Origin of the sequence: Bradyrhizobium roseum, assembly GCF_030413175.1 — a bacterium.
GTDB classification, from domain to species: domain Bacteria; phylum Pseudomonadota; class Alphaproteobacteria; order Rhizobiales; family Xanthobacteraceae; genus Bradyrhizobium; species Bradyrhizobium roseum.
Map to the genome: position 1 here is coordinate 4,332,419 of NZ_CP129212.1, position 15,913 is coordinate 4,348,331.

The 15,913-nt window shown below is 61.8% G+C and carries 19 protein-coding genes; 13 read left to right on the top strand and 6 right to left on the bottom strand.

The window, feature by feature from the left end; translation table 11 throughout:
- Nucleotides 1-80 precede the first annotated feature (80 nt).
- From QUH67_RS20900 to QUH67_RS20915, 4 genes are all read left to right on the top strand, one after another.
- Entirely contained in the window at nt 81-992 is a 912-nt protein-coding gene (locus tag QUH67_RS20900; RefSeq protein ID WP_300940851.1) for a LysR family transcriptional regulator, read from the top strand.
- A 10-nt stretch (nt 993-1,002) separates the two neighbouring features.
- Nucleotides 1,003-1,683, top strand: a complete 681-nt coding sequence (locus QUH67_RS20905; RefSeq protein WP_300940853.1) for a site-2 protease family protein — start codon at nt 1,003-1,005, stop codon at nt 1,681-1,683.
- Nucleotides 1,684-1,727: 44 nt separating this feature from the next.
- Nucleotides 1,728-2,159: a hypothetical protein gene (locus QUH67_RS20910; RefSeq protein WP_300940855.1), complete on the top strand. Its 432-nt coding sequence runs from the start codon at nt 1,728-1,730 to the stop codon at nt 2,157-2,159.
- Nucleotides 2,160-2,322: 163 nt separating this feature from the next.
- Nucleotides 2,323-3,543 (top strand): ABC transporter substrate-binding protein, encoded by a 1,221-nt coding sequence (locus tag QUH67_RS20915; protein WP_300940856.1) that lies wholly within the window; start codon nt 2,323-2,325, stop codon nt 3,541-3,543.
- Between the two features lie 340 nt (nt 3,544-3,883).
- Here QUH67_RS20915 and QUH67_RS20920 read toward each other — a convergent pair whose 3' ends face one another.
- The 5 genes from QUH67_RS20920 to QUH67_RS20940 form a co-directional block, all read right to left on the bottom strand.
- Nucleotides 3,884-4,336, bottom strand: a complete 453-nt coding sequence (locus tag QUH67_RS20920) for a RidA family protein (RefSeq protein ID WP_300940857.1) — start codon at nt 4,334-4,336, stop codon at nt 3,884-3,886.
- 182 nt (nt 4,337-4,518) lie between these two features.
- Nucleotides 4,519-5,049: an Lcl C-terminal domain-containing protein gene (locus tag QUH67_RS20925; protein ID WP_300940858.1), complete on the bottom strand. Its 531-nt coding sequence runs from the start codon at nt 5,047-5,049 to the stop codon at nt 4,519-4,521.
- A gap of 72 nt (nt 5,050-5,121) precedes the next feature.
- Nucleotides 5,122-6,474: an ATP-binding protein gene (locus QUH67_RS20930; RefSeq protein WP_300940859.1), complete on the bottom strand. Its 1,353-nt coding sequence runs from the start codon at nt 6,472-6,474 to the stop codon at nt 5,122-5,124.
- Nucleotides 6,471-7,340 carry a histidine kinase dimerization/phospho-acceptor domain-containing protein gene (locus QUH67_RS20935; RefSeq protein ID WP_300940861.1) on the bottom strand — a complete coding sequence of 290 codons (870 nt, stop codon included), beginning with the start codon at nt 7,338-7,340 and terminating at the stop codon, nt 6,471-6,473. Before QUH67_RS20935 ends, QUH67_RS20930 begins: the two co-directional genes overlap by 4 nt.
- Before the next feature lie 62 nt (nt 7,341-7,402).
- The gene (locus tag QUH67_RS20940) at nt 7,403-8,143 is read right to left on the bottom strand and encodes a response regulator (protein WP_300948118.1); all 741 of its coding nucleotides are present in this window, start codon (nt 8,141-8,143) and stop codon (nt 7,403-7,405) included.
- Nucleotides 8,144-8,991: 848 nt separating this feature from the next.
- Between QUH67_RS20940 and QUH67_RS20945 the strand changes: the two genes are divergently transcribed.
- Nucleotides 8,992-9,555: a hypothetical protein gene (locus QUH67_RS20945; RefSeq protein ID WP_300940862.1), complete on the top strand. Its 564-nt coding sequence runs from the start codon at nt 8,992-8,994 to the stop codon at nt 9,553-9,555.
- 342 nt (nt 9,556-9,897) lie between these two features.
- Here QUH67_RS20945 and QUH67_RS20950 read toward each other — a convergent pair whose 3' ends face one another.
- Entirely contained in the window at nt 9,898-10,995 is a 1,098-nt protein-coding gene (locus QUH67_RS20950; protein WP_300940864.1) for a trypsin-like peptidase domain-containing protein, read from the bottom strand.
- Between the two features lie 361 nt (nt 10,996-11,356).
- On the opposite strand from QUH67_RS20950, the gene QUH67_RS20955 reads away from it, so the two are divergent.
- From QUH67_RS20955 to rpoH, 8 genes are all read left to right on the top strand, one after another.
- The gene (locus QUH67_RS20955) at nt 11,357-11,680 is read left to right on the top strand and encodes a hypothetical protein (RefSeq protein WP_300940866.1); all 324 of its coding nucleotides are present in this window, start codon (nt 11,357-11,359) and stop codon (nt 11,678-11,680) included.
- Between the two features lie 58 nt (nt 11,681-11,738).
- Nucleotides 11,739-11,969, top strand: coding sequence for a hypothetical protein (locus tag QUH67_RS20960; protein ID WP_300940868.1), 231 nt, complete (start codon nt 11,739-11,741; stop codon nt 11,967-11,969).
- Between the two features lie 160 nt (nt 11,970-12,129).
- Nucleotides 12,130-12,336 carry an alpha-crystallin domain-containing protein gene (locus QUH67_RS20965; RefSeq protein WP_300940870.1) on the top strand — a complete coding sequence of 69 codons (207 nt, stop codon included), beginning with the start codon at nt 12,130-12,132 and terminating at the stop codon, nt 12,334-12,336.
- A 72-nt stretch (nt 12,337-12,408) separates the two neighbouring features.
- The gene (locus tag QUH67_RS20970; protein WP_300940871.1) at nt 12,409-12,900 is read left to right on the top strand and encodes an Hsp20/alpha crystallin family protein; all 492 of its coding nucleotides are present in this window, start codon (nt 12,409-12,411) and stop codon (nt 12,898-12,900) included.
- A gap of 346 nt (nt 12,901-13,246) precedes the next feature.
- Entirely contained in the window at nt 13,247-13,702 is a 456-nt protein-coding gene (locus QUH67_RS20975) for an Hsp20 family protein (RefSeq protein WP_300940873.1), read from the top strand.
- Between the two features lie 69 nt (nt 13,703-13,771).
- Nucleotides 13,772-14,092, top strand: coding sequence for a hypothetical protein (locus QUH67_RS20980; protein ID WP_300940874.1), 321 nt, complete (start codon nt 13,772-13,774; stop codon nt 14,090-14,092).
- Between the two features lie 16 nt (nt 14,093-14,108).
- Entirely contained in the window at nt 14,109-14,642 is a 534-nt protein-coding gene (locus QUH67_RS20985; protein ID WP_300940876.1) for a hypothetical protein, read from the top strand.
- Between the two features lie 155 nt (nt 14,643-14,797).
- Complete coding sequence (gene rpoH / locus QUH67_RS20990; RefSeq protein WP_300940877.1) at nt 14,798-15,709, top strand: RNA polymerase sigma factor RpoH; 912 nt, start codon at nt 14,798-14,800, stop codon at nt 15,707-15,709.
- Nucleotides 15,710-15,913 lie beyond the last annotated feature (204 nt).

Below are 15,913 nucleotides of genomic sequence, written 5' to 3' on the forward strand. Positions count from 1 at the left end.
CTTTCGCCTTGCGGGTACGGTAGAGACTGCTTAGTAATCAAGAAATGGAATTTCTGCGATACATGAAATAACGTTTCATCATGAGTATACCCGCCCTTGATCCGGATCTCCTGAAGGCCTTCGTCGCAGTGGCCGACAGCCGCTCCTTCACGCGCGCAGCCACACGGCTCAACCGGACGCAGTCCGCGGTAAGCATGCAGATCAAGCGCTTGGAGGATCGCCTCGGTGTTGCGCTGTTCAACCGCACCAAGGCCCATGTCGATCTGAGCCCCGCGGGCGAAGGGCTGCTCGGATACGCCAGACGCATCCTGACGCTGAACGACGAGGCCGTCGGCAAGCTGCGGGAGCGCAAGGTCGAGGGGGTCGTGCGCCTCGGCGTGATGGACGATTATGGAACCCTGATCGTGCCGCCGGTGCTGGCAAGTTTTGTTGCCTGCTATCCGCGGGTTCAGGTCGAGATGGAAACTGGCCTCACTTGTTCCATGCCCTCGCGTCTTGGCGATGCCTATGACCTCGTGATCGCCATGCATCCGGAGGGAACGGGCGAGGGTGAATTTTTGCGGCGCGAGCAGGCGGCGTGGGCCACCGGCGCGTTTCATCCGGTCGAGCAGCAGGACCCGCTGCCTCTGGCGCTTTATCCCAACGGCTGCCTGTTCCGGAAATGGGCGATCGAGGCGCTCGATGCTGCGAGGCGGCCATGGCGGCTGGCTTTCGTCAGCCAGAGCCTTGCCGCCGTCGAGTCTGTTGCCGCGCAGGGGCTTGCCGTGACCGTGGTGAAGGCCGGTACCTTTCCGCCAAAATTGCGCCCGCTGTCGGAGCGCGATGGCCTGCCGCGACTACCCGCTGCGGATATCTGCCTGCATCGCACGGCGAACCTGTCACAGGCGGGCACGCTGCTCGCAAATCACTTGCGTTCGGCCATCTCCAACCATCTTGATGAAATCGCGGTGCGGCGCGCCACCCGCGACGCCATTCCGATTGCCTTCAACTGAGCGAGATCACGTGGACATCACACTTTACGGCATCTCGGTGTGGGTGCTCCCCCTCCTGATCGCCATCACCTTTCACGAGGCCGCGCACGCCTTTGTCGCCTACAAGCTCGGCGACGATACCGCCTTTCAGCTGGGCCGGGTCAGCTTCAATCCGATCAAGCATATTGATCCGTTCGGAACCGTGATTCTGCCGGGCGTGCTGCTGCTGGCGCATTCGCCCTTCCTGTTCGGCTATGCCAAGCCGGTTCCGGTGAATTTCCGCAACCTGAACCATCCCCGGCTCGACATGGTCTGGGTGGCTCTGGCCGGCCCGGCGATCAACATCGTGCTGGCGACCGTCGTGGCGTTCGCCTTCCACGCCTTGCCCTTGGTGCCGCCGGACGCCGCCAAATGGACCGCGGACAACCTCAAAAACGCGTTCCTGATCAATATCGTGCTGGCGATCTTCAACATGATGCCGATCCCGCCGCTGGACGGCGGCCGGGTCGCCGTCGGGTTGCTGCCACGGGTGCTGGCCTACCCGCTGTCGCGGCTGGAACCGTACGGCATGCTGATCCTGCTCGGCCTTTTGATCCTGCTGCCGGTGATCGGCGCGCAGCTCGGCCTAAATCTTGATGTTATTTCGTCGATACTCCGAACGTTGACCGGATATGTGATCAGCGCCCTTCTCTTCATCACCGGCAACGCTTAAACTTCAAACTGAAACGCTACACAGGGAAGAACCGACCCCGCACCATGCCGACCAAAGCTGCCGATATGCTGATTGCACGCCGCGCCGATACGCGCGCGAGGGCAGATTTTGCGACGTGGAAGATGCTGGCCAAACTCAACGGTTTTTCCGCCCTGCCCGCCGAGGCGCAGAGCTTTCTGGAAGGCTACCGGCAGCTGTTGGCGAAGATGACCGAGGCGGACGCCTCCGAGGCCACCATCCAGCTCATGTACAAGAGCTACTATGCCGAGATGGGCGGCTCCGGAACGCCGCCCGAAATCCCCTCGCGCGCCAGCGAGCCGGTCACCGATACCGGCAACGTCACCGCGTTCCGCCGCCCGGCCGCCCGGCCGAAGCCGGGCCCCTCGGGACAAGCCGAGAAACCGCGTCTGCCGGTGGCGCTGATCTTCTGCTGCCTCGCCGTGGTCTACGTCAGCATCCGCTATTTCTGGCGCTGACCCGCCGCCCCCGCAAAGTTAACGCGAATGCCCTGCGAATTCGCCGCCTGGCGGAATATTCGCACGACGACATTTGCGCGCAGCGGCTAGGCGATCGGGCCAAGGCCGGACATAATGGCCCCGCCAACCAACAAGCATTCAAAGCAATATTTCTGGAGGATAGATGAAGCGATCCATTGCAGCCCTGGTCATGACCTCGAGCCTGGTGCTGGCCACCGGCGCGTTTGCGCAGACACTCGACAAGGTCGTCAAGGTCGGAAGTCTCGGCGACCAGTCCGGTCTTTACGCCGACATCGGCGGACCCGGATCGACGGTTGCCGCGCAGATGGCGGTCGAGGATTCCGGGCTGCTCGCCAAGGGCTGGAAGATCGAGGTGATCGCCGCCGATCACCAGAACAAGCCCGACGTCGGCACCAACATCGGCAAGCAGTGGATCGACGTCGAGAAGGTCGACGTGTTCGTCGACCTTGCCAGTTCCGGCGTCGGCCTCGCCATTTCGAACCTCGCCAAGGAAAAGAACGTCGTCAACCTCAACTCCGGCTCGGCATCGTCCGACCTCACCGGCTCGCAATGCTCGCCGAACACGGTTCACTGGGTCTACGACACCTGGATGCTGGCCAACGGCACCGGCAAGGCGCTGGCGAAAGCCGGCGGCGACAGCTGGTTCTTCCTCACCGCAGACTACGCCTTCGGCCACGCTCTGGAGCGCGACACCGCCGCCGTCGTTACCGCCAATGGCGGCAAGGTGCTTGGCGGCGTCAAGCATCCGCTCAACAATGCCGACTTCTCCTCGTTCCTGCTGCAGGCGCAGAGTTCGAAAGCGAAGATCATCGGGCTTGCCAACGCCGGCGGCGACACCACCAACTCGATCAAGCAGGCGGCGGAGTTCGGCATCGTCCAGGGCGGCCAGAAGCTCGCGGGCATGCTGATGTTCATCACCGACGTTCATTCGCTCGGGCTGAAGGTGGCGCAGGGCCTGAACTTCACCGAGACCTTCTACTGGGACATGAACGACCAGACCCGTGCCTTCACCAAGCGCTTCAACGAAAAATACAAGAAGGGCCCGCCGACCATGGTGCAGGCCGGCGTCTACTCCTCGCTGATCCATTACTTCAAGGCGCTGGAAGCGCTCGGCGGCAATCCGCATGACGGCCGCGCCGTCGTCGCCAAGATGAAGGAACTGCCGACCGACGATCCACTGTTCGGCAAGGGCTCGGTCCGCGCCGACGGCCGCAAGATCCACCCGGCCTACCTGTTTGAGGTGAAGAAGCCGGCCGACTCGAAGTATCCGTGGGACTACTACAACCTCGTCGCCACGATCCCGGCGGCAGAGGCCTTCATCCCGCTCGAGAAAAGCGTCTGCCCGATGCTGAAGAAGACCTGAGCGACGCGATCAGCGGATGACGTCACGAGGCCCTCTCCCGGCGCCGGGAGGGGGCTTTTGCATTGTCCCGAACACAAAACATCGAAAACAACCCCATGCACAGTAGCGATGTATCTGAGTTTGCATCTCTTTTGGCAGCGCATTGATCAAAGCACGAGATCAGCCGCCGCAGCATGACATGAGCTCGGGCTGGCTCTCGTTCAGATACCTTGCACGCTAGGCTAAGCGTCCCTTCAGCACTGTTCGTGCTTTGCCTCGAACGACGCAAGCCCCGGCACTGCCGAGACCGTCAGGCCCGGGTTCTCCGAGACCAGCCCGCTGGGCGCCCGATAAAACCGAACTAGACCCCCGCGCCGATCACGCCGGTCGCGTTGATCTCCACCTTGAGCGGCGGGTTGGCCTTGGGCGAGCCCACGCGCTTTACCTCGATCAAGGTTGAACAGGGAAAATCGCCGGTGAAGAACTCCCGGCGCGCGCGCCACACCTCGGTGTTTTCATCGAGATTGGTGACGTACACCGTGATGGACATGATGTCATTCATCTTGCCCCCCGCGGCCTCCAGCATGTCCTTGAACTTCTGGAAGATCGACTTGGCCTGAACGTACATGTCGTCGCCTGGATGCTCCCCCTGGGGCCCCGAGCCGGTCATCCCCGCGATGTGGAAATGTCCGTTGGCCACTTTCATGTTGGACCAGGTCTGCGGCGGCGCCTCGGCCACCTTGGGCGATCGGATGGTTTGCATGCTCAAGAGCGTCCTCCCGTAAAGCGGATTCGACGCGAGCCAGGATGCCATGTCGTCAGGACCTTCCGTCCAAACAGCTGGTGGCGCTGTACTGCCAACTCGCAACACGGATCGTACCACGCGCATCGCGATGGTAAACGGGGCGCGCGCAGGGATTGGAAAGGCGACATGTCAGCCTTCCGCGGGCGTCGCCTGTTTCGGCTCTAGTCAAAGCGGAAGTAGACGCCCCAACCCTAACGCGTCGATTTCACAAGCCTTACGAACAATTGAATACCGCGCGAATTGGCGTCCGGCTGGCCGTCGATGAAATCGAAATTCCAGTAAAGGTCCAACTCGCCGCCCATGGCGTTCGTGGTCCAATACTTTGCGTGCCCCTCGGCATCCGCGCGTATATCAGGAAATACGGACGGATCGACAACCGGGCTGCCACAACCAACGTCTACCAAACTTTGGAGTTCTGGGCCCGAAGGGACACGCCATCCCTCAGATGCCGCGGCAATGGCTTCTTTCAATCCAAGATACTGAACCTGCCCCTCACACGCCCCATGGCCTGTCCACTCGGTGCCCAGGGAACATCGCTTCCAAAGCAGGCCCGTTTTCGTATCCCGCACTTCACCGCCAAGAAGTTGGAAGCGCGTCTGAGGAGTTGATCCATCGCGGCCATAGCACCCCGCGATGCAGGACATCGGAGCCACGACAAGCAGGACTGCTGTCGTCAGCAGCACGCAACAAAGGCTTTGCGGCCGTTCGAGAGGTTTGAGCATTTCACGATATCGTTCGCAACCAAGCGAGATCCATTCGGCCGAAGCCTATCAGATGTCTGTTTCACATTATAGCTACCTCGCCAGTTCCAGGCGTGCTTCCAGTCCGCCGCCGTCGCGATTGGCGAGCGTGAGCGTGCCGCGAAGCGCGTTGACGAGTTGCTGGGCGATGGCGAGGCCGAGCCCGGTGCCGCCGGTTTCGCGACTGCGCGAGGCCTCGACGCGATAGAACGGCAAAAATACCGATTTCAGATGCTCGTCGGGAATGCCGGGGCCTCGGTCCGATACGCTGATCGCGATGCTATCCGATTGTTGCGCATCGATGGCGACTTCGACATCCTCGCCGAATTTCAGCCCGTTATCGATCAGGTTGATCATGATGCGGCGCAAGGCCTGCGGGTGCGTGAGAATCGTCACCCCGCGTTCTCCGGAAAAGCGAACAGAATTTCCGGCGTCGGAATAGTCGCAGACGAGGCTGTCGATCAGGGCATGCAGGTCGGTCTGGCAGCGCTGCTCGCTAATCTCGTCGCGGCCGCGGGCCAACGCAAGACCCTGCTTGACTAGCGTCTGCATTTCCTGCAGGTCGCCCTGCAGCTTTTCCCTGGCGTCGCCGTCACCGAGGAAATCAGCGCGCAGCCGCATGCGCGTGATCGGAGTCTGAAGGCGGCGCGAGATCCCCGCCAGAATCTGGATCCGCTCCACCGCCTGCTCGGCAATGCGACGCTGCATGGCGTTGAACGCGGTAGCGGCGCGCACCACTTCCTTCGGGCCATCCTCCGGGAGCGGCGCGGCGCGCAGATCCGAACCCAGGCTGTTGGCCGCACGCTCGAGGCGCGCCAGCGGTCGTGTCGCGAGCTTCACCGCAACCCAGGTGAAGAATGCGAGAAAGCAGAGTTGGACGGCGAGCGCCGCCGGCAACCAGGGCGAAACCAGCGTCGGCAACAAAGGCGAAATGGCCCTCCTCGGTGCGGCGAATTCGAGCATCAGCGGGCTGCCGTCCTTAAGGTGAATGAGCCAGCCCAGTCTCTGTCGATTCAGTGGATCGAGGTAGAAGACGGTGGTCGCGTCGTGGTCGCTCCCCAGCATGGCCCTCAAACGCGCCAGGTTCTCTTGTCGTCGTTTGGGTGGCGCCGCTTCTATCTCCCCTCCCTCTCTGACAACGTATCGATATGTAGGTCGAGCGAAGCGGTCGAGCCATGCGGGTCTTTCTTCGGGCTTGACCCGATCGAGGATAGCGACCGCCATCGCGATGGATCTCATGAAATAGTCATCCGACTGCTCGCCGCTGGGGCCGAAGACATTGAGGGCGACCAGACCAAAGGACAGCAGATGCGCAGCCAGCAGACCGGCGAACAGGATGATCGCCAGCCGGCGGAACAGTGAGTCCGGCCAAAGACGCGCCGCCATACGTCGAAGGTGGGCGCTCATGACGGCTCCCGCGATGCTTCGACGGCGACATGCGCGGTGGCCTGCGGGCCAATGCCGTCGTACTCCCGCGCCAGGGCGAGACCCTGCTTGATAAGCGTCTGCATTTCCTGCAGGTCGCCCTGCAGCTTTTCCCTGGCGTCGCTGTCGCCCAGGAAATCAGCGCGCAGCCGCATCCGTGTGATCGGGGTCTGAAGATCGTGCGAGATCGCCGCCAGAATCTGGATTCGTTCCGCGACCTGCTCGGCAATGCGTCGCTGCATGGCGTTGAGCGCGGCAGCGGTACGCGCCACTTCCTTCGGACCATCCTCCGGGAGCGGCTCGGCGCGCAAATCCGAGCCCAGGCCGTTGGCTGCGCGTTCGAGGCGCGCCAGCGGTTGCGTCGCGAGCTTTACGGCAACCCAGACGAAGAATGCGATGATACAGAGTTGAACGGCCAGCGCCGCCGGCAACCAGGGCGAAATGATTTCCTTCGCCGGAAAGATCGCGATCGTCACGGGGCTACCGTCCTTCAGGTGCATGCGTATGCCCCGTCGCAGTCGCTGCGGTGGATCGAAGTGGACAAAATTCGCGTCGTGGTCGGGCCCCAGCGCGGCCCGCAAACGCGCGATATTCGCTTGCCGTCGTTTGGGTGTCTCCGCTTCCAGCTCTCCCTCATCGCTGAGAATGTATCGCCAATTGCGTCGAGAGACGCGGTCAAGCCAGGCGGGTCTTTCTTCAGGCTTGAGGTGGTCGAGGATGGCGACCGCGTCCGCGATGTCCCCAGCCGCAAATTTACTCCCCATTTCGTCTTCGATAGCGATGCGGTCGAGGGCAATCAAAACGAAGGCCAGCACATGTGCAACCACGAGGCCGGAAAACAGGATCATCGCCAGCCGGCCGAACAGGGAGGCCGGCCAAAGTCGCGCCGCCATGCGCCGAAAACGCGCGCTCATGTCGGCCCCTGCAATGCCTCGACGGCGGCTGCAAAGACGTAGCCTTCGCTGCGCACCGTCTTGATGTAGGACGGCTCCCGGGCGTCTTCGCGCAGTCGCTGGCGAAGGCGGCTGACAAGCAGATCGATCGACCGATCGAAGACTTCGGCCTCACGGCCTTGCGTCAGGTTGAGCAGTTGATCGCGATTGAGGACATGTTGGGGGTGATCGAGAAACACGCGCAGCAGTCGATATTCGGCGCCGCTCAACGAGACCACGGTCCCGTCGGCGTCGACGAGGAAACGCCCGGCCGTATCGAGCTTCCATTCGCCGAACCGCAGAAGGCGGGCTTTCTCCGATGCCGCAAGGTTGCGGGGCAGCATCTCGGCCCTGCGCAAAACCGAGCGGATCCGTGCGAGCAGTTCGCGCGGGGCAAACGGCTTCGTGAGATAGTCGTCCGCCCCCATCTCCAGGCCGACGATGCGGTCTGCTTCATCGCCGCGCGCCGTCAGCATCAGGATCGGAATGTCATAGGGTTGATTCGCGCGCAAGTTGCGGCAGAGCGTAAGGCCGTCGTCCCCCGGCAGCATCAGGTCGAGCACGATCAGATCGATCCGGTGGTTTGCGAGAACCTCGCGCATCTGCCGGCCGTTAGCCACCGTCGTGACCCGATAGCCGTTACCGACAAAGTATCGGTCCAGCAGCTCGCGCAAACCCAGGTCGTCGTCGACGACGAGAATGTGGTTCGGATTGCCCATACGCGCCAGAGTACTCAACCGCCGAGGCAAGTGACATCCCATTTTGTAACGTAATGTATCGTCCTGCCGTACCGACATAGAAAATTTCAAAAGCGGCCGACGCGGAAATTCGCGGGATACATCGGACATTTCAAGTGATGCTGGCCTTCCTTTTGGGAGATGCGAGATCGCTGCACTGCGGCGAACCTGCCGCCCGACTGAACGCTTTGTTGCGCGCGTGGAAGATGCATGTGGCTGCGCCGAACTTGGGAGTAAGAGTGATGAGAATGTCATCGAGCCCTGTCACGCCCTCAGCCGTCGCGATCCTGTCAATCTCATTGTTGTTCGGCTTAAGCGGCACGGCTGCCTCGCAAACCACGCCAAGCTCCCCTCTGCCCAGCGTTACGGTCACGGCGCCGGAGCAAAAAGCGAGGCCGCTGCAGGGGCAGGTGCGAGCTGCAAACAAGGGTACAGGTTTCCGAAGAGGCCAGACCGCCCGGACGACGGCTCAAACAGCGGGAGGGACGACGCCGCTCAGTCCTGTGGCGGCGAAGCTTGCCCGACTCGAGCGAGAGGCCAGCAGTTGCAACGATGGCTGCGAGTCAAGTCGCCCACGTGGCAAGGATCCTTGGGTTGGATGCAGTGAATCGGCAGGATACAACTCGGTTTTCTCAGCAACCTGCAAGGACACACTCACGCACAGGGACTACGCGCAATGCGTAGAAACCAAAATGTTCCTGGGCTGGGACCGCAACCGATCGTGGTGGTATTGCAATGGCATGCTGAATGGGGGGAAATTCCGGGTCACCGCGGAGAATCGAAACAGGTAGCGCAGTCCGAACCGAGGACGGTATTTGGGAGAACGAGTGATGAGAATGTTATCGAGCCTTGTCGCCCCCTCGGCGCTCGCTGCCCTGTCGACCGTGTTGCTGAGCGGCACGGCAGCCGCGCAAACGGCAACCACCAGCCAGCTTCCCGGCATCACCGTCGTGGCGCCGAAGCAGGTCGTAAGGCCGGTAGCAAGACCACAGCGGCAGGCGCCCCCGGTGGCAAACACGGTGGCAGCTCGCCCGGCAGCGCCAGCCCCTCAAACGCCATCGACATCAGCTCAAAAGCCGGCGGCCGGCTCAGTGATGGCGAGAATTGCCGCGCTTGAGAAGACCTCCAGCAATTGCACCGACGGCTGCCAGACAAGCTTCAAATACGGCAACCAACCGTGGAACGGATGCTCCACGTCAGGAGATTTTACGATATCGACAACGTGCAGAAACGGACGCAACTACAAGACCTACCAGGAGTGCCGGGAGACCGGAATGTTTCTGGCATGGAGACAATTTGAAGTCTGGTGGTACTGCAGCAGCCTGCATGCCGGGGGCAAGCTTTCCGGAGAGAAGCAGCAGGTCGCCGAACTCAAGCGATCAGGCCGTCGCTAAGACATACCCGGTGCCGCTACCGAGCCTCGAAAACTCGCGTCGAACAGCCAGCCAGGGCGGTCTGGGAGAGCAATCGTGCGGAGATGAATCTGATGTAACAGGACTTGCGCAAGGTGGCTGGCTCGTCGAGTTACGCCTGACGGAACGGGAAGCTGATCCCAGATTCTTTGCGGTCGGAACGCTCGAGGCAGGTGACGCGGAAGAGGCGATCCTGCGCTACCCGGGGATCCTTCGGGATGACAAGCGGACCGCTTTGCGCCGCCTTTCCGAGAACGAGATCGCGCGCCTCGGATTGAGCGTAGATGGCGTGAGGCCGTATGTCCGCACGCTGCGATCAGCGGACTAGTTCAATCCGGCCCGTGGACCCTTCGGCTTCTGCTCGTTCATCGGCTCGACCTCGACCGTCGCATTCTCGGTCGCCCGATCGCGTTGAAGCGTCAGCCGCACCTGCCGACCCACCGGCGTCAGCCCGATCATGTTGCGCATCTGGGTGGCGCTGCGGATCGGGAGATCATTGGCTTTGAGGATGATATCGCCGCGGCGCAGCCCTGCCCGCTCGGCGGGCGAGCCGGGGCTGACCTCCTTGACGCGGGCGCCCTGCGTCGCGCCCGGCGCTTCCAGATCTTCCAGGGCGATGCCGATCCGCCCGCGCTCGACCCGGCCGGTCGCTGCCAGCTGATCCATTACCTTGCGCGCCATGTTGATCGGGACCGCAAAGCCGATGCCGACATTGCCGCCGCCGGGGGAAATGATCGCCGTATTGATGCCGACCAGTTCACCGCGCAGGCTGATCAAGGCGCCGCCGGAATTGCCGGGGTTGATCGCCGCGTCGGTCTGGATGAAATCCTCATAACCGTGCTTGCCGAGCCCGGTGCGTCCCAGCGCGCTGACGAGGCCCGAGGTCACGGTCTGTCCGAGACCAAAGGGATTGCCGACCGCGATCACGAAGTCGCCGACCTGCAGCGCGTCGCTGTCGCCGAACGCGATCGCCTTCAGCCCGGACGGCTCCCTGATCTGCAGCAGCGCAATGTCGGTCGGCGCATCGCGGCCGACGACGCGGCCGGCGAATTTGCGGCCATCCTTGGTCCTGATCTGCACCGCGGTCGCGTTGGCGACGACGTGGTTGGCCGTCAGCACATACCCGCGCTGCGCATCGACGATCACCCCCGAGCCGGTGGCGTTGACCTCCTTCTCGAGTTGCTTCGGGACATTGAAGAACTCGCGGAACAGCGGATCCTGGTAGAGCGGATTGTCTTCCCGCACCCGCCCCTGCACCGAGATGTTGACGACGGCGGGTGTCACCTCCCTGACCAGCGGGGCAAGCGTGGGAACGCGGCCCGTACCGAGATCCGGAATCTGGGCCATGACGGGCGGTCCGGACAGCGCCAGAACCAGGGCCGAGACAATGCTCGCCTGTCCGAGCCAATGCAGCAGCAGCATCGATTCTCCTCATCCGTTTGCGTGACGGTCCCTCCTCGACCGGCGTCGATTAGCTGGGCCGAGAACAACGGCGGTTCAAGAGGATGCCCGGCACGCTGCCCGACGCGCGGGAAATTTTTTTACGAGCCCCCTTGAACGCCGTTTTTTCCTTGCCTAGGTCGTTCCGCGGTCGGGGACCTGTTTCCGGAATCCGGCTTTGAGATACCGCAACGAGAAAGGAAGCACCCAAAGGAGATTTGGATGGGCACACGCATGCAATCCCGATCGCGCAAGAGCGGGGCGACTGTAGTGCACTGGCTCATGTTCGCCCTCAGCCTCACCACGATCGGATGGATCAGCTTTGTACCGACAGGAGGATGAGATGACCGAAAATCACGGATCCGTCTCCGCTATCCCGGAGATGTTGCGCCGCCGCCGATGGATGGTTGCCGGCACCTTGGCATTCGCAATGCTGCTGCCGAGCAACGCCCTCGCAATGAACACCACGCCCCGGCAAGCGTTCGACCAGGCCAGCCACGCCCTTCCGTTGCCGCCCGTTCGCTATCTGGATTCCATGCGCTGGATGGATTGGAAGCCGGGCGCGCCGATTTTCAAGGTCGACACACTGCTGCTCCCGAATGGAATCCAGCCCGGCATTTTCCGGCTTCCCTCGGACGACGGACAGGACCTGCCCCGGGTCAGTTGAACTCGCACTACCGGTCGCGATCCATGAAGGTCGCGTCCTTTGTCAGCTGAGACACGAAATGTTCAAGCCTTCCACTTGGCCGCTCGCCTCCCGGGGCGAGCGGCCCCTGCCCCAAACCGTGCGCGCCTTTCTCATGGAAAGCGAGCGGCGCGTCCTTTTGCACTGTCAGACATTGCTGGCGCGGGGCAACCTGCCCGATGACGAGCGGCAAAGGTTGACACGCCTCGCCGTAGCGGCCGAGCAGGAAATGCTGCGACTTGCGCGATTGACCGCCGTCAGAGCAGCCTGAGAATTTCAGGGCGTTCTTGAAACAATCAGCGCTTTTCCTATTTCATTTTCGCCGCAAAGTCGCGGTGCCGGATGCCAGTTCGGGTCCGGCGGACAAAACCGGGCGCCGGACAGGTGTCCAGCGCTCCTTCGTATCCAACTTGCTCTCAGGAGGACTTGGTATGAGGACCACCCTCGACTTGGCGCCGCTCTGGCGCTCCCCGATCGGCTTCGAACATGTGACCGATCTCGTTGACCACGCACTGCGTCCGTTCAACGAAGACAATTGCCCACTCCGAAACATCGAACGTTCCAACGAGGACGAATTCAGGGTCTCCCTGGCAGTGGCCGGCAGCTCCGCGCCGCAGATCAGGCAGCAAGCGACCTAACCCGATCAAGCATCGAGAACCGGTGTTGTCGGACGACGTCCGCATTCCAACTCATCAACAAGGAGAACAAACATGGCTATTCGTGATCTCATTCCATGGACCAAGAGTCAGGAGGTCGCGCCCGCGCGTGACACCTTCGATCCGTTCCTGACGTTGCATCGAGAGATGAATCGTCTGTTCGACGACGTCTTTCGCGGCTTCGGCAGCAACAGTCTGTCACCGCTGATGGAAGGCCGATTCAGCTGGCCGAAAATCGAACTGAACGATGGCGACAAGCACCTGACCATCTCGGCAGAATTGCCCGGGATGACCGAGAAAGACATCCAGGTCGAAATTGCCAACGGCGTCCTGACCATCCGCGGCGAGAAGAAGGCCGAACGCAACGGCGAAGGAAAGTATTTTACCGAGCGCTACTATGGCTCCTTTGAACGCCAGATCCCGCTCGAGGACGTCCGTGAGGACAAGGCCCAGGCGTCGTTCAAGAACGGTGTTCTGACCATCTCCTTGCCGAAGTCCGACAAGCCGCGCGAAGGCGTCAAGCGTATCGCCATCAACGCCGATTGACGCAACCATCCGGGCGGCGCCCAACGCGCCGCCCTTCCGACGTATCGTCGCTGCCCGCCCTTCGCCGGTCCGGGGGAAGGCGCGCAATGTCCGGCAGCTGCCTCTGCTCATGCGTTCGGGCGGCAACGGAACACGCCATTTCAGCATTTGTTAACGAAATGCGGACGCCGCCCGGAGCCGCTATAAAATTTTTTAGCCGCCCTCTTGAAACCAAAACCGGCTTTGCTAATTTTTTTGCTGCCACCCGACGGTGGTGTCCCGGGCGCCTCATGGGCCCGGCGATGAGACGGGCACCGGTCGTGTCCGGTGCCGCTCGTATCCATCTTGCTCTTTGGAGGATTTGGCTATGCGCACCTATGATTTCTCGCCCCTCTGGCGTTCGACCATCGGCTTCGATCGCCTTTTCGACCTTGCGGAAACGGCCCACCGGGCCGGCGAGGACAATTATCCGCCCTACAACATCGAACGCCTGGCCGAGGACCGCTACCAGATTTCGCTCGCCGTCGCAGGTTTTGCGCCGAGCGACATCGCGATCACGGCCGAGCAGAACGTGGTAACGATCGAAGGCAGCAAGCCCGAAAAGGCCGAGGGCGACTTCCTGTATCGCGGCATCTCGACCCGCAACTTCAAGCGGCAGTTCTCCCTTGCGGATCACGTCGAGGTCAAGAGCGCCGCGTTCGACAATGGGCTGCTCAAGATCGAACTGGTTCGGGAAATCCCCGAAGCCATGAAGCCGCGCCGGATCGCGATCAACGGCGTACCGGCCGACAAGGTCCAGAAACTGGAAGCCAAGGCCGCCTAGACGGCCCCTGGGCGTGCCGCGCGAGGACTCGCGCGGCCGCCGTTCATCGTCCATGAAAAGGAGGATACCATGCGGCCGACGACCGCCGACCACGACGTTTTCGACTTCCAAGCGCTTCTTCATCCAGCCGCACGCTTCGAACATCCGAGGGATGTGGTGCGTCACACCGGCCTGACCACGGCCGAGAAGCGAGCCATTCTGGCATCCTGGGCATCGGATGCATCTGCGATAGCGTCCTGCCCCTCTCTGCGCTCGCCTGCCGGGCTGAAAAGGCCGGTGTCCATCGACGAGATCCTGGAGGCCTTGTGTGAGCTGGACAGCGGCCCGCGAAATCCGCCGGGAGGCAAGCCCTGTCGATTGCGCAGCACCGAGCGAGCCTTGGCCGCCTGAAGCCGAATTGAGGTGCATGATGATGACCGAAATGACGCTGGAGCGCCTGCGCGCTCATCGCAACAACATTCACCGCTACCAGAGACTGCTCAAAACCCGTCTATCGGATCTGGAACGAGCGTATGTCGCGCGTCGACTGAAGGAAGAGCGGGTCCTCGTGGAATCCCTGTTGCGGCAAATGCTCCCGAACCGCCTCTCCATCCAACATGGAGAATCGTCGACTCGCGAATCGGCAGCGAAGCTGCAGATGGACGCATTGCTGCACCCGGCGGATGCATTCGTTCACCCGATGGACGTCGTCGAGGACTGCGATCTGACGACGTACGAGAAACGGGCAATCCTGTCTTCCTGGGCCGCAGACGCCTGCGCCGTGAAGGAGGCGTCCGAACCGACCCGATCGACTCATGGAGCCACTGTCAGCTTCGACGACATCGTGGATGCCTTGCGCATACTCGATTCGGACAAAGAGCCGAGCGCGGATCTCAGCGGAGGCCAGGCCGACACTCCACCTGGCAAGGATGGGGCGACGTCCCTTCAATGGGATTGTTGATGGAGGCAGGCAGAACCGATCGACGCTGATGGCATCGCCCGACATTTGAAAAACGCCGGGAACGATTGACGGGCACCGGAGCCAACGGGAATGTCGTGATGAGGGTCGCCTGCCGATGCCCTGCATTCGAACTCATTTGTTATCACGAGGGGAAAATGCATCAGACTGTTTCTCAGCCTTTGCCCGCTATCGGCGCCGGGCTTGCGCACTATCTAGCCGAAATTCGAAAATTCCCGATCCTCACGCAGGAGGAAGAGACGACTTTCGCCAGGCGCTGGCGCGATCAGCACGATGCTGAGGCAGCCTATCGCCTCGTCACGAGCCATCTGCGGCTCGTTGCCAAAGTCGCCATGCGGTATCGTGGCTATGGGTTGCCTATCGCGGACATCGTCTCCGAGGGCAACATCGGTCTCATGCAAGCGGTGCGTCGCTTCGACCCGGAGCGCGGGATTCGTCTTTCTACCTACGCCATGTGGTGGATCAAAGCGACCATCCAGGAATACGTTCTTCGGTCATGGTCACTGGTGAAGATTTCGGCGAACTCCGCACAGAAAAAGCTGTTCTTCAAACTCAGGAAATCCAAGAGCGCCATCTCGGCGCTCGAGGACGGGGATCTGCGGCCGGAGCAAGTCAAGACGATTGCTGCGCGCCTCAAGGTGCCGGAAGATGAAGTGGTCAATATGGATCGACGCTTGCGCGGCGACGTCTCCCTGAACTCGGCCGTTCACGACGACGGCGGCGAAGACGCGCTCGAACGGCTCGCTGACCCCTCACCTGCACACGACGTCGAGATTGCCGAGAACCAGGAACTGGCCCGGCGCCGCGAAGCGCTGAATGCCGCCATCGAGAAGCTGAGTCCACGCGAAAAACGCATTTTTACGGCGCGCTATCTGTCGGACGATCCCCCGAACCTCGGAGCACTCGCGGCGGAGTATGGAATATCTCGCGAACGTGTCCGCCAGATAGAGCTACGCTCGTTCCAGAAGGTGCAGGCGTCGTGCACAGGAGCGCCGCCGAGAATTTCGGACAGAACCAACATCAACCAAAACCGGTGTTTGCAAGGTTAGCTGGTCGTCATGTTTACGCCGCTGCTCATTTCTCTCGTGATGGCGAATAGCATGGCCGCTGCTGCGGCGGCCATCTTTGCGGTCGGGCAAGTTTCCGCGCGCGGAGGGCGCCGCTAGTTGCGCTCGTGCGGAAGAAGCGATTAAGTCGGCAGGACTCTTCCGATCGCAACAGGCGTGTAGCCTGTTCGAACACCCGGCGCGGCC

What these genes read in the sequence shown, in the direction of transcription:
- QUH67_RS20900 (WP_300940851.1), top strand. Translation starts at nt 81, where the DNA reads ATGAGTATACCCGCCCTTGATCCGGATCTCCTGAAGGCCTTCGTCGCA.
- QUH67_RS20910 (WP_300940855.1), top strand. Translation starts at nt 1,728, where the DNA reads ATGCCGACCAAAGCTGCCGATATGCTGATTGCACGCCGCGCCGATACG.
- QUH67_RS20915 (WP_300940856.1), top strand. Translation starts at nt 2,323, where the DNA reads ATGAAGCGATCCATTGCAGCCCTGGTCATGACCTCGAGCCTGGTGCTG.
- QUH67_RS20920 (WP_300940857.1), bottom strand. Translation starts at nt 4,336, where the DNA reads ATGGCATCCTGGCTCGCGTCGAATCCGCTTTACGGGAGGACGCTCTTG.
- QUH67_RS20925 (WP_300940858.1), bottom strand. Translation starts at nt 5,049, where the DNA reads ATGCTCAAACCTCTCGAACGGCCGCAAAGCCTTTGTTGCGTGCTGCTG.
- QUH67_RS20930 (WP_300940859.1), bottom strand. Translation starts at nt 6,474, where the DNA reads ATGAGCGCCCACCTTCGACGTATGGCGGCGCGTCTTTGGCCGGACTCA.
- QUH67_RS20935 (WP_300940861.1), bottom strand. Translation starts at nt 7,340, where the DNA reads ATGATCCTGTTTTCCGGCCTCGTGGTTGCACATGTGCTGGCCTTCGTT.
- QUH67_RS20940 (WP_300948118.1), bottom strand. Translation starts at nt 8,143, where the DNA reads ATGGGCAATCCGAACCACATTCTCGTCGTCGACGACGACCTGGGTTTG.
- QUH67_RS20945 (WP_300940862.1), top strand. Translation starts at nt 8,992, where the DNA reads ATGAGAATGTTATCGAGCCTTGTCGCCCCCTCGGCGCTCGCTGCCCTG.
- QUH67_RS20950 (WP_300940864.1), bottom strand. Translation starts at nt 10,995, where the DNA reads ATGCTGCTGCTGCATTGGCTCGGACAGGCGAGCATTGTCTCGGCCCTG.
- QUH67_RS20955 (WP_300940866.1), top strand. Translation starts at nt 11,357, where the DNA reads ATGACCGAAAATCACGGATCCGTCTCCGCTATCCCGGAGATGTTGCGC.
- QUH67_RS20960 (WP_300940868.1), top strand. Translation starts at nt 11,739, where the DNA reads ATGTTCAAGCCTTCCACTTGGCCGCTCGCCTCCCGGGGCGAGCGGCCC.
- QUH67_RS20965 (WP_300940870.1), top strand. Translation starts at nt 12,130, where the DNA reads ATGAGGACCACCCTCGACTTGGCGCCGCTCTGGCGCTCCCCGATCGGC.
- QUH67_RS20970 (WP_300940871.1), top strand. Translation starts at nt 12,409, where the DNA reads ATGGCTATTCGTGATCTCATTCCATGGACCAAGAGTCAGGAGGTCGCG.
- QUH67_RS20975 (WP_300940873.1), top strand. Translation starts at nt 13,247, where the DNA reads ATGCGCACCTATGATTTCTCGCCCCTCTGGCGTTCGACCATCGGCTTC.
- QUH67_RS20980 (WP_300940874.1), top strand. Translation starts at nt 13,772, where the DNA reads ATGCGGCCGACGACCGCCGACCACGACGTTTTCGACTTCCAAGCGCTT.
- QUH67_RS20985 (WP_300940876.1), top strand. Translation starts at nt 14,109, where the DNA reads ATGATGATGACCGAAATGACGCTGGAGCGCCTGCGCGCTCATCGCAAC.
- rpoH (WP_300940877.1), top strand. Translation starts at nt 14,798, where the DNA reads ATGCATCAGACTGTTTCTCAGCCTTTGCCCGCTATCGGCGCCGGGCTT.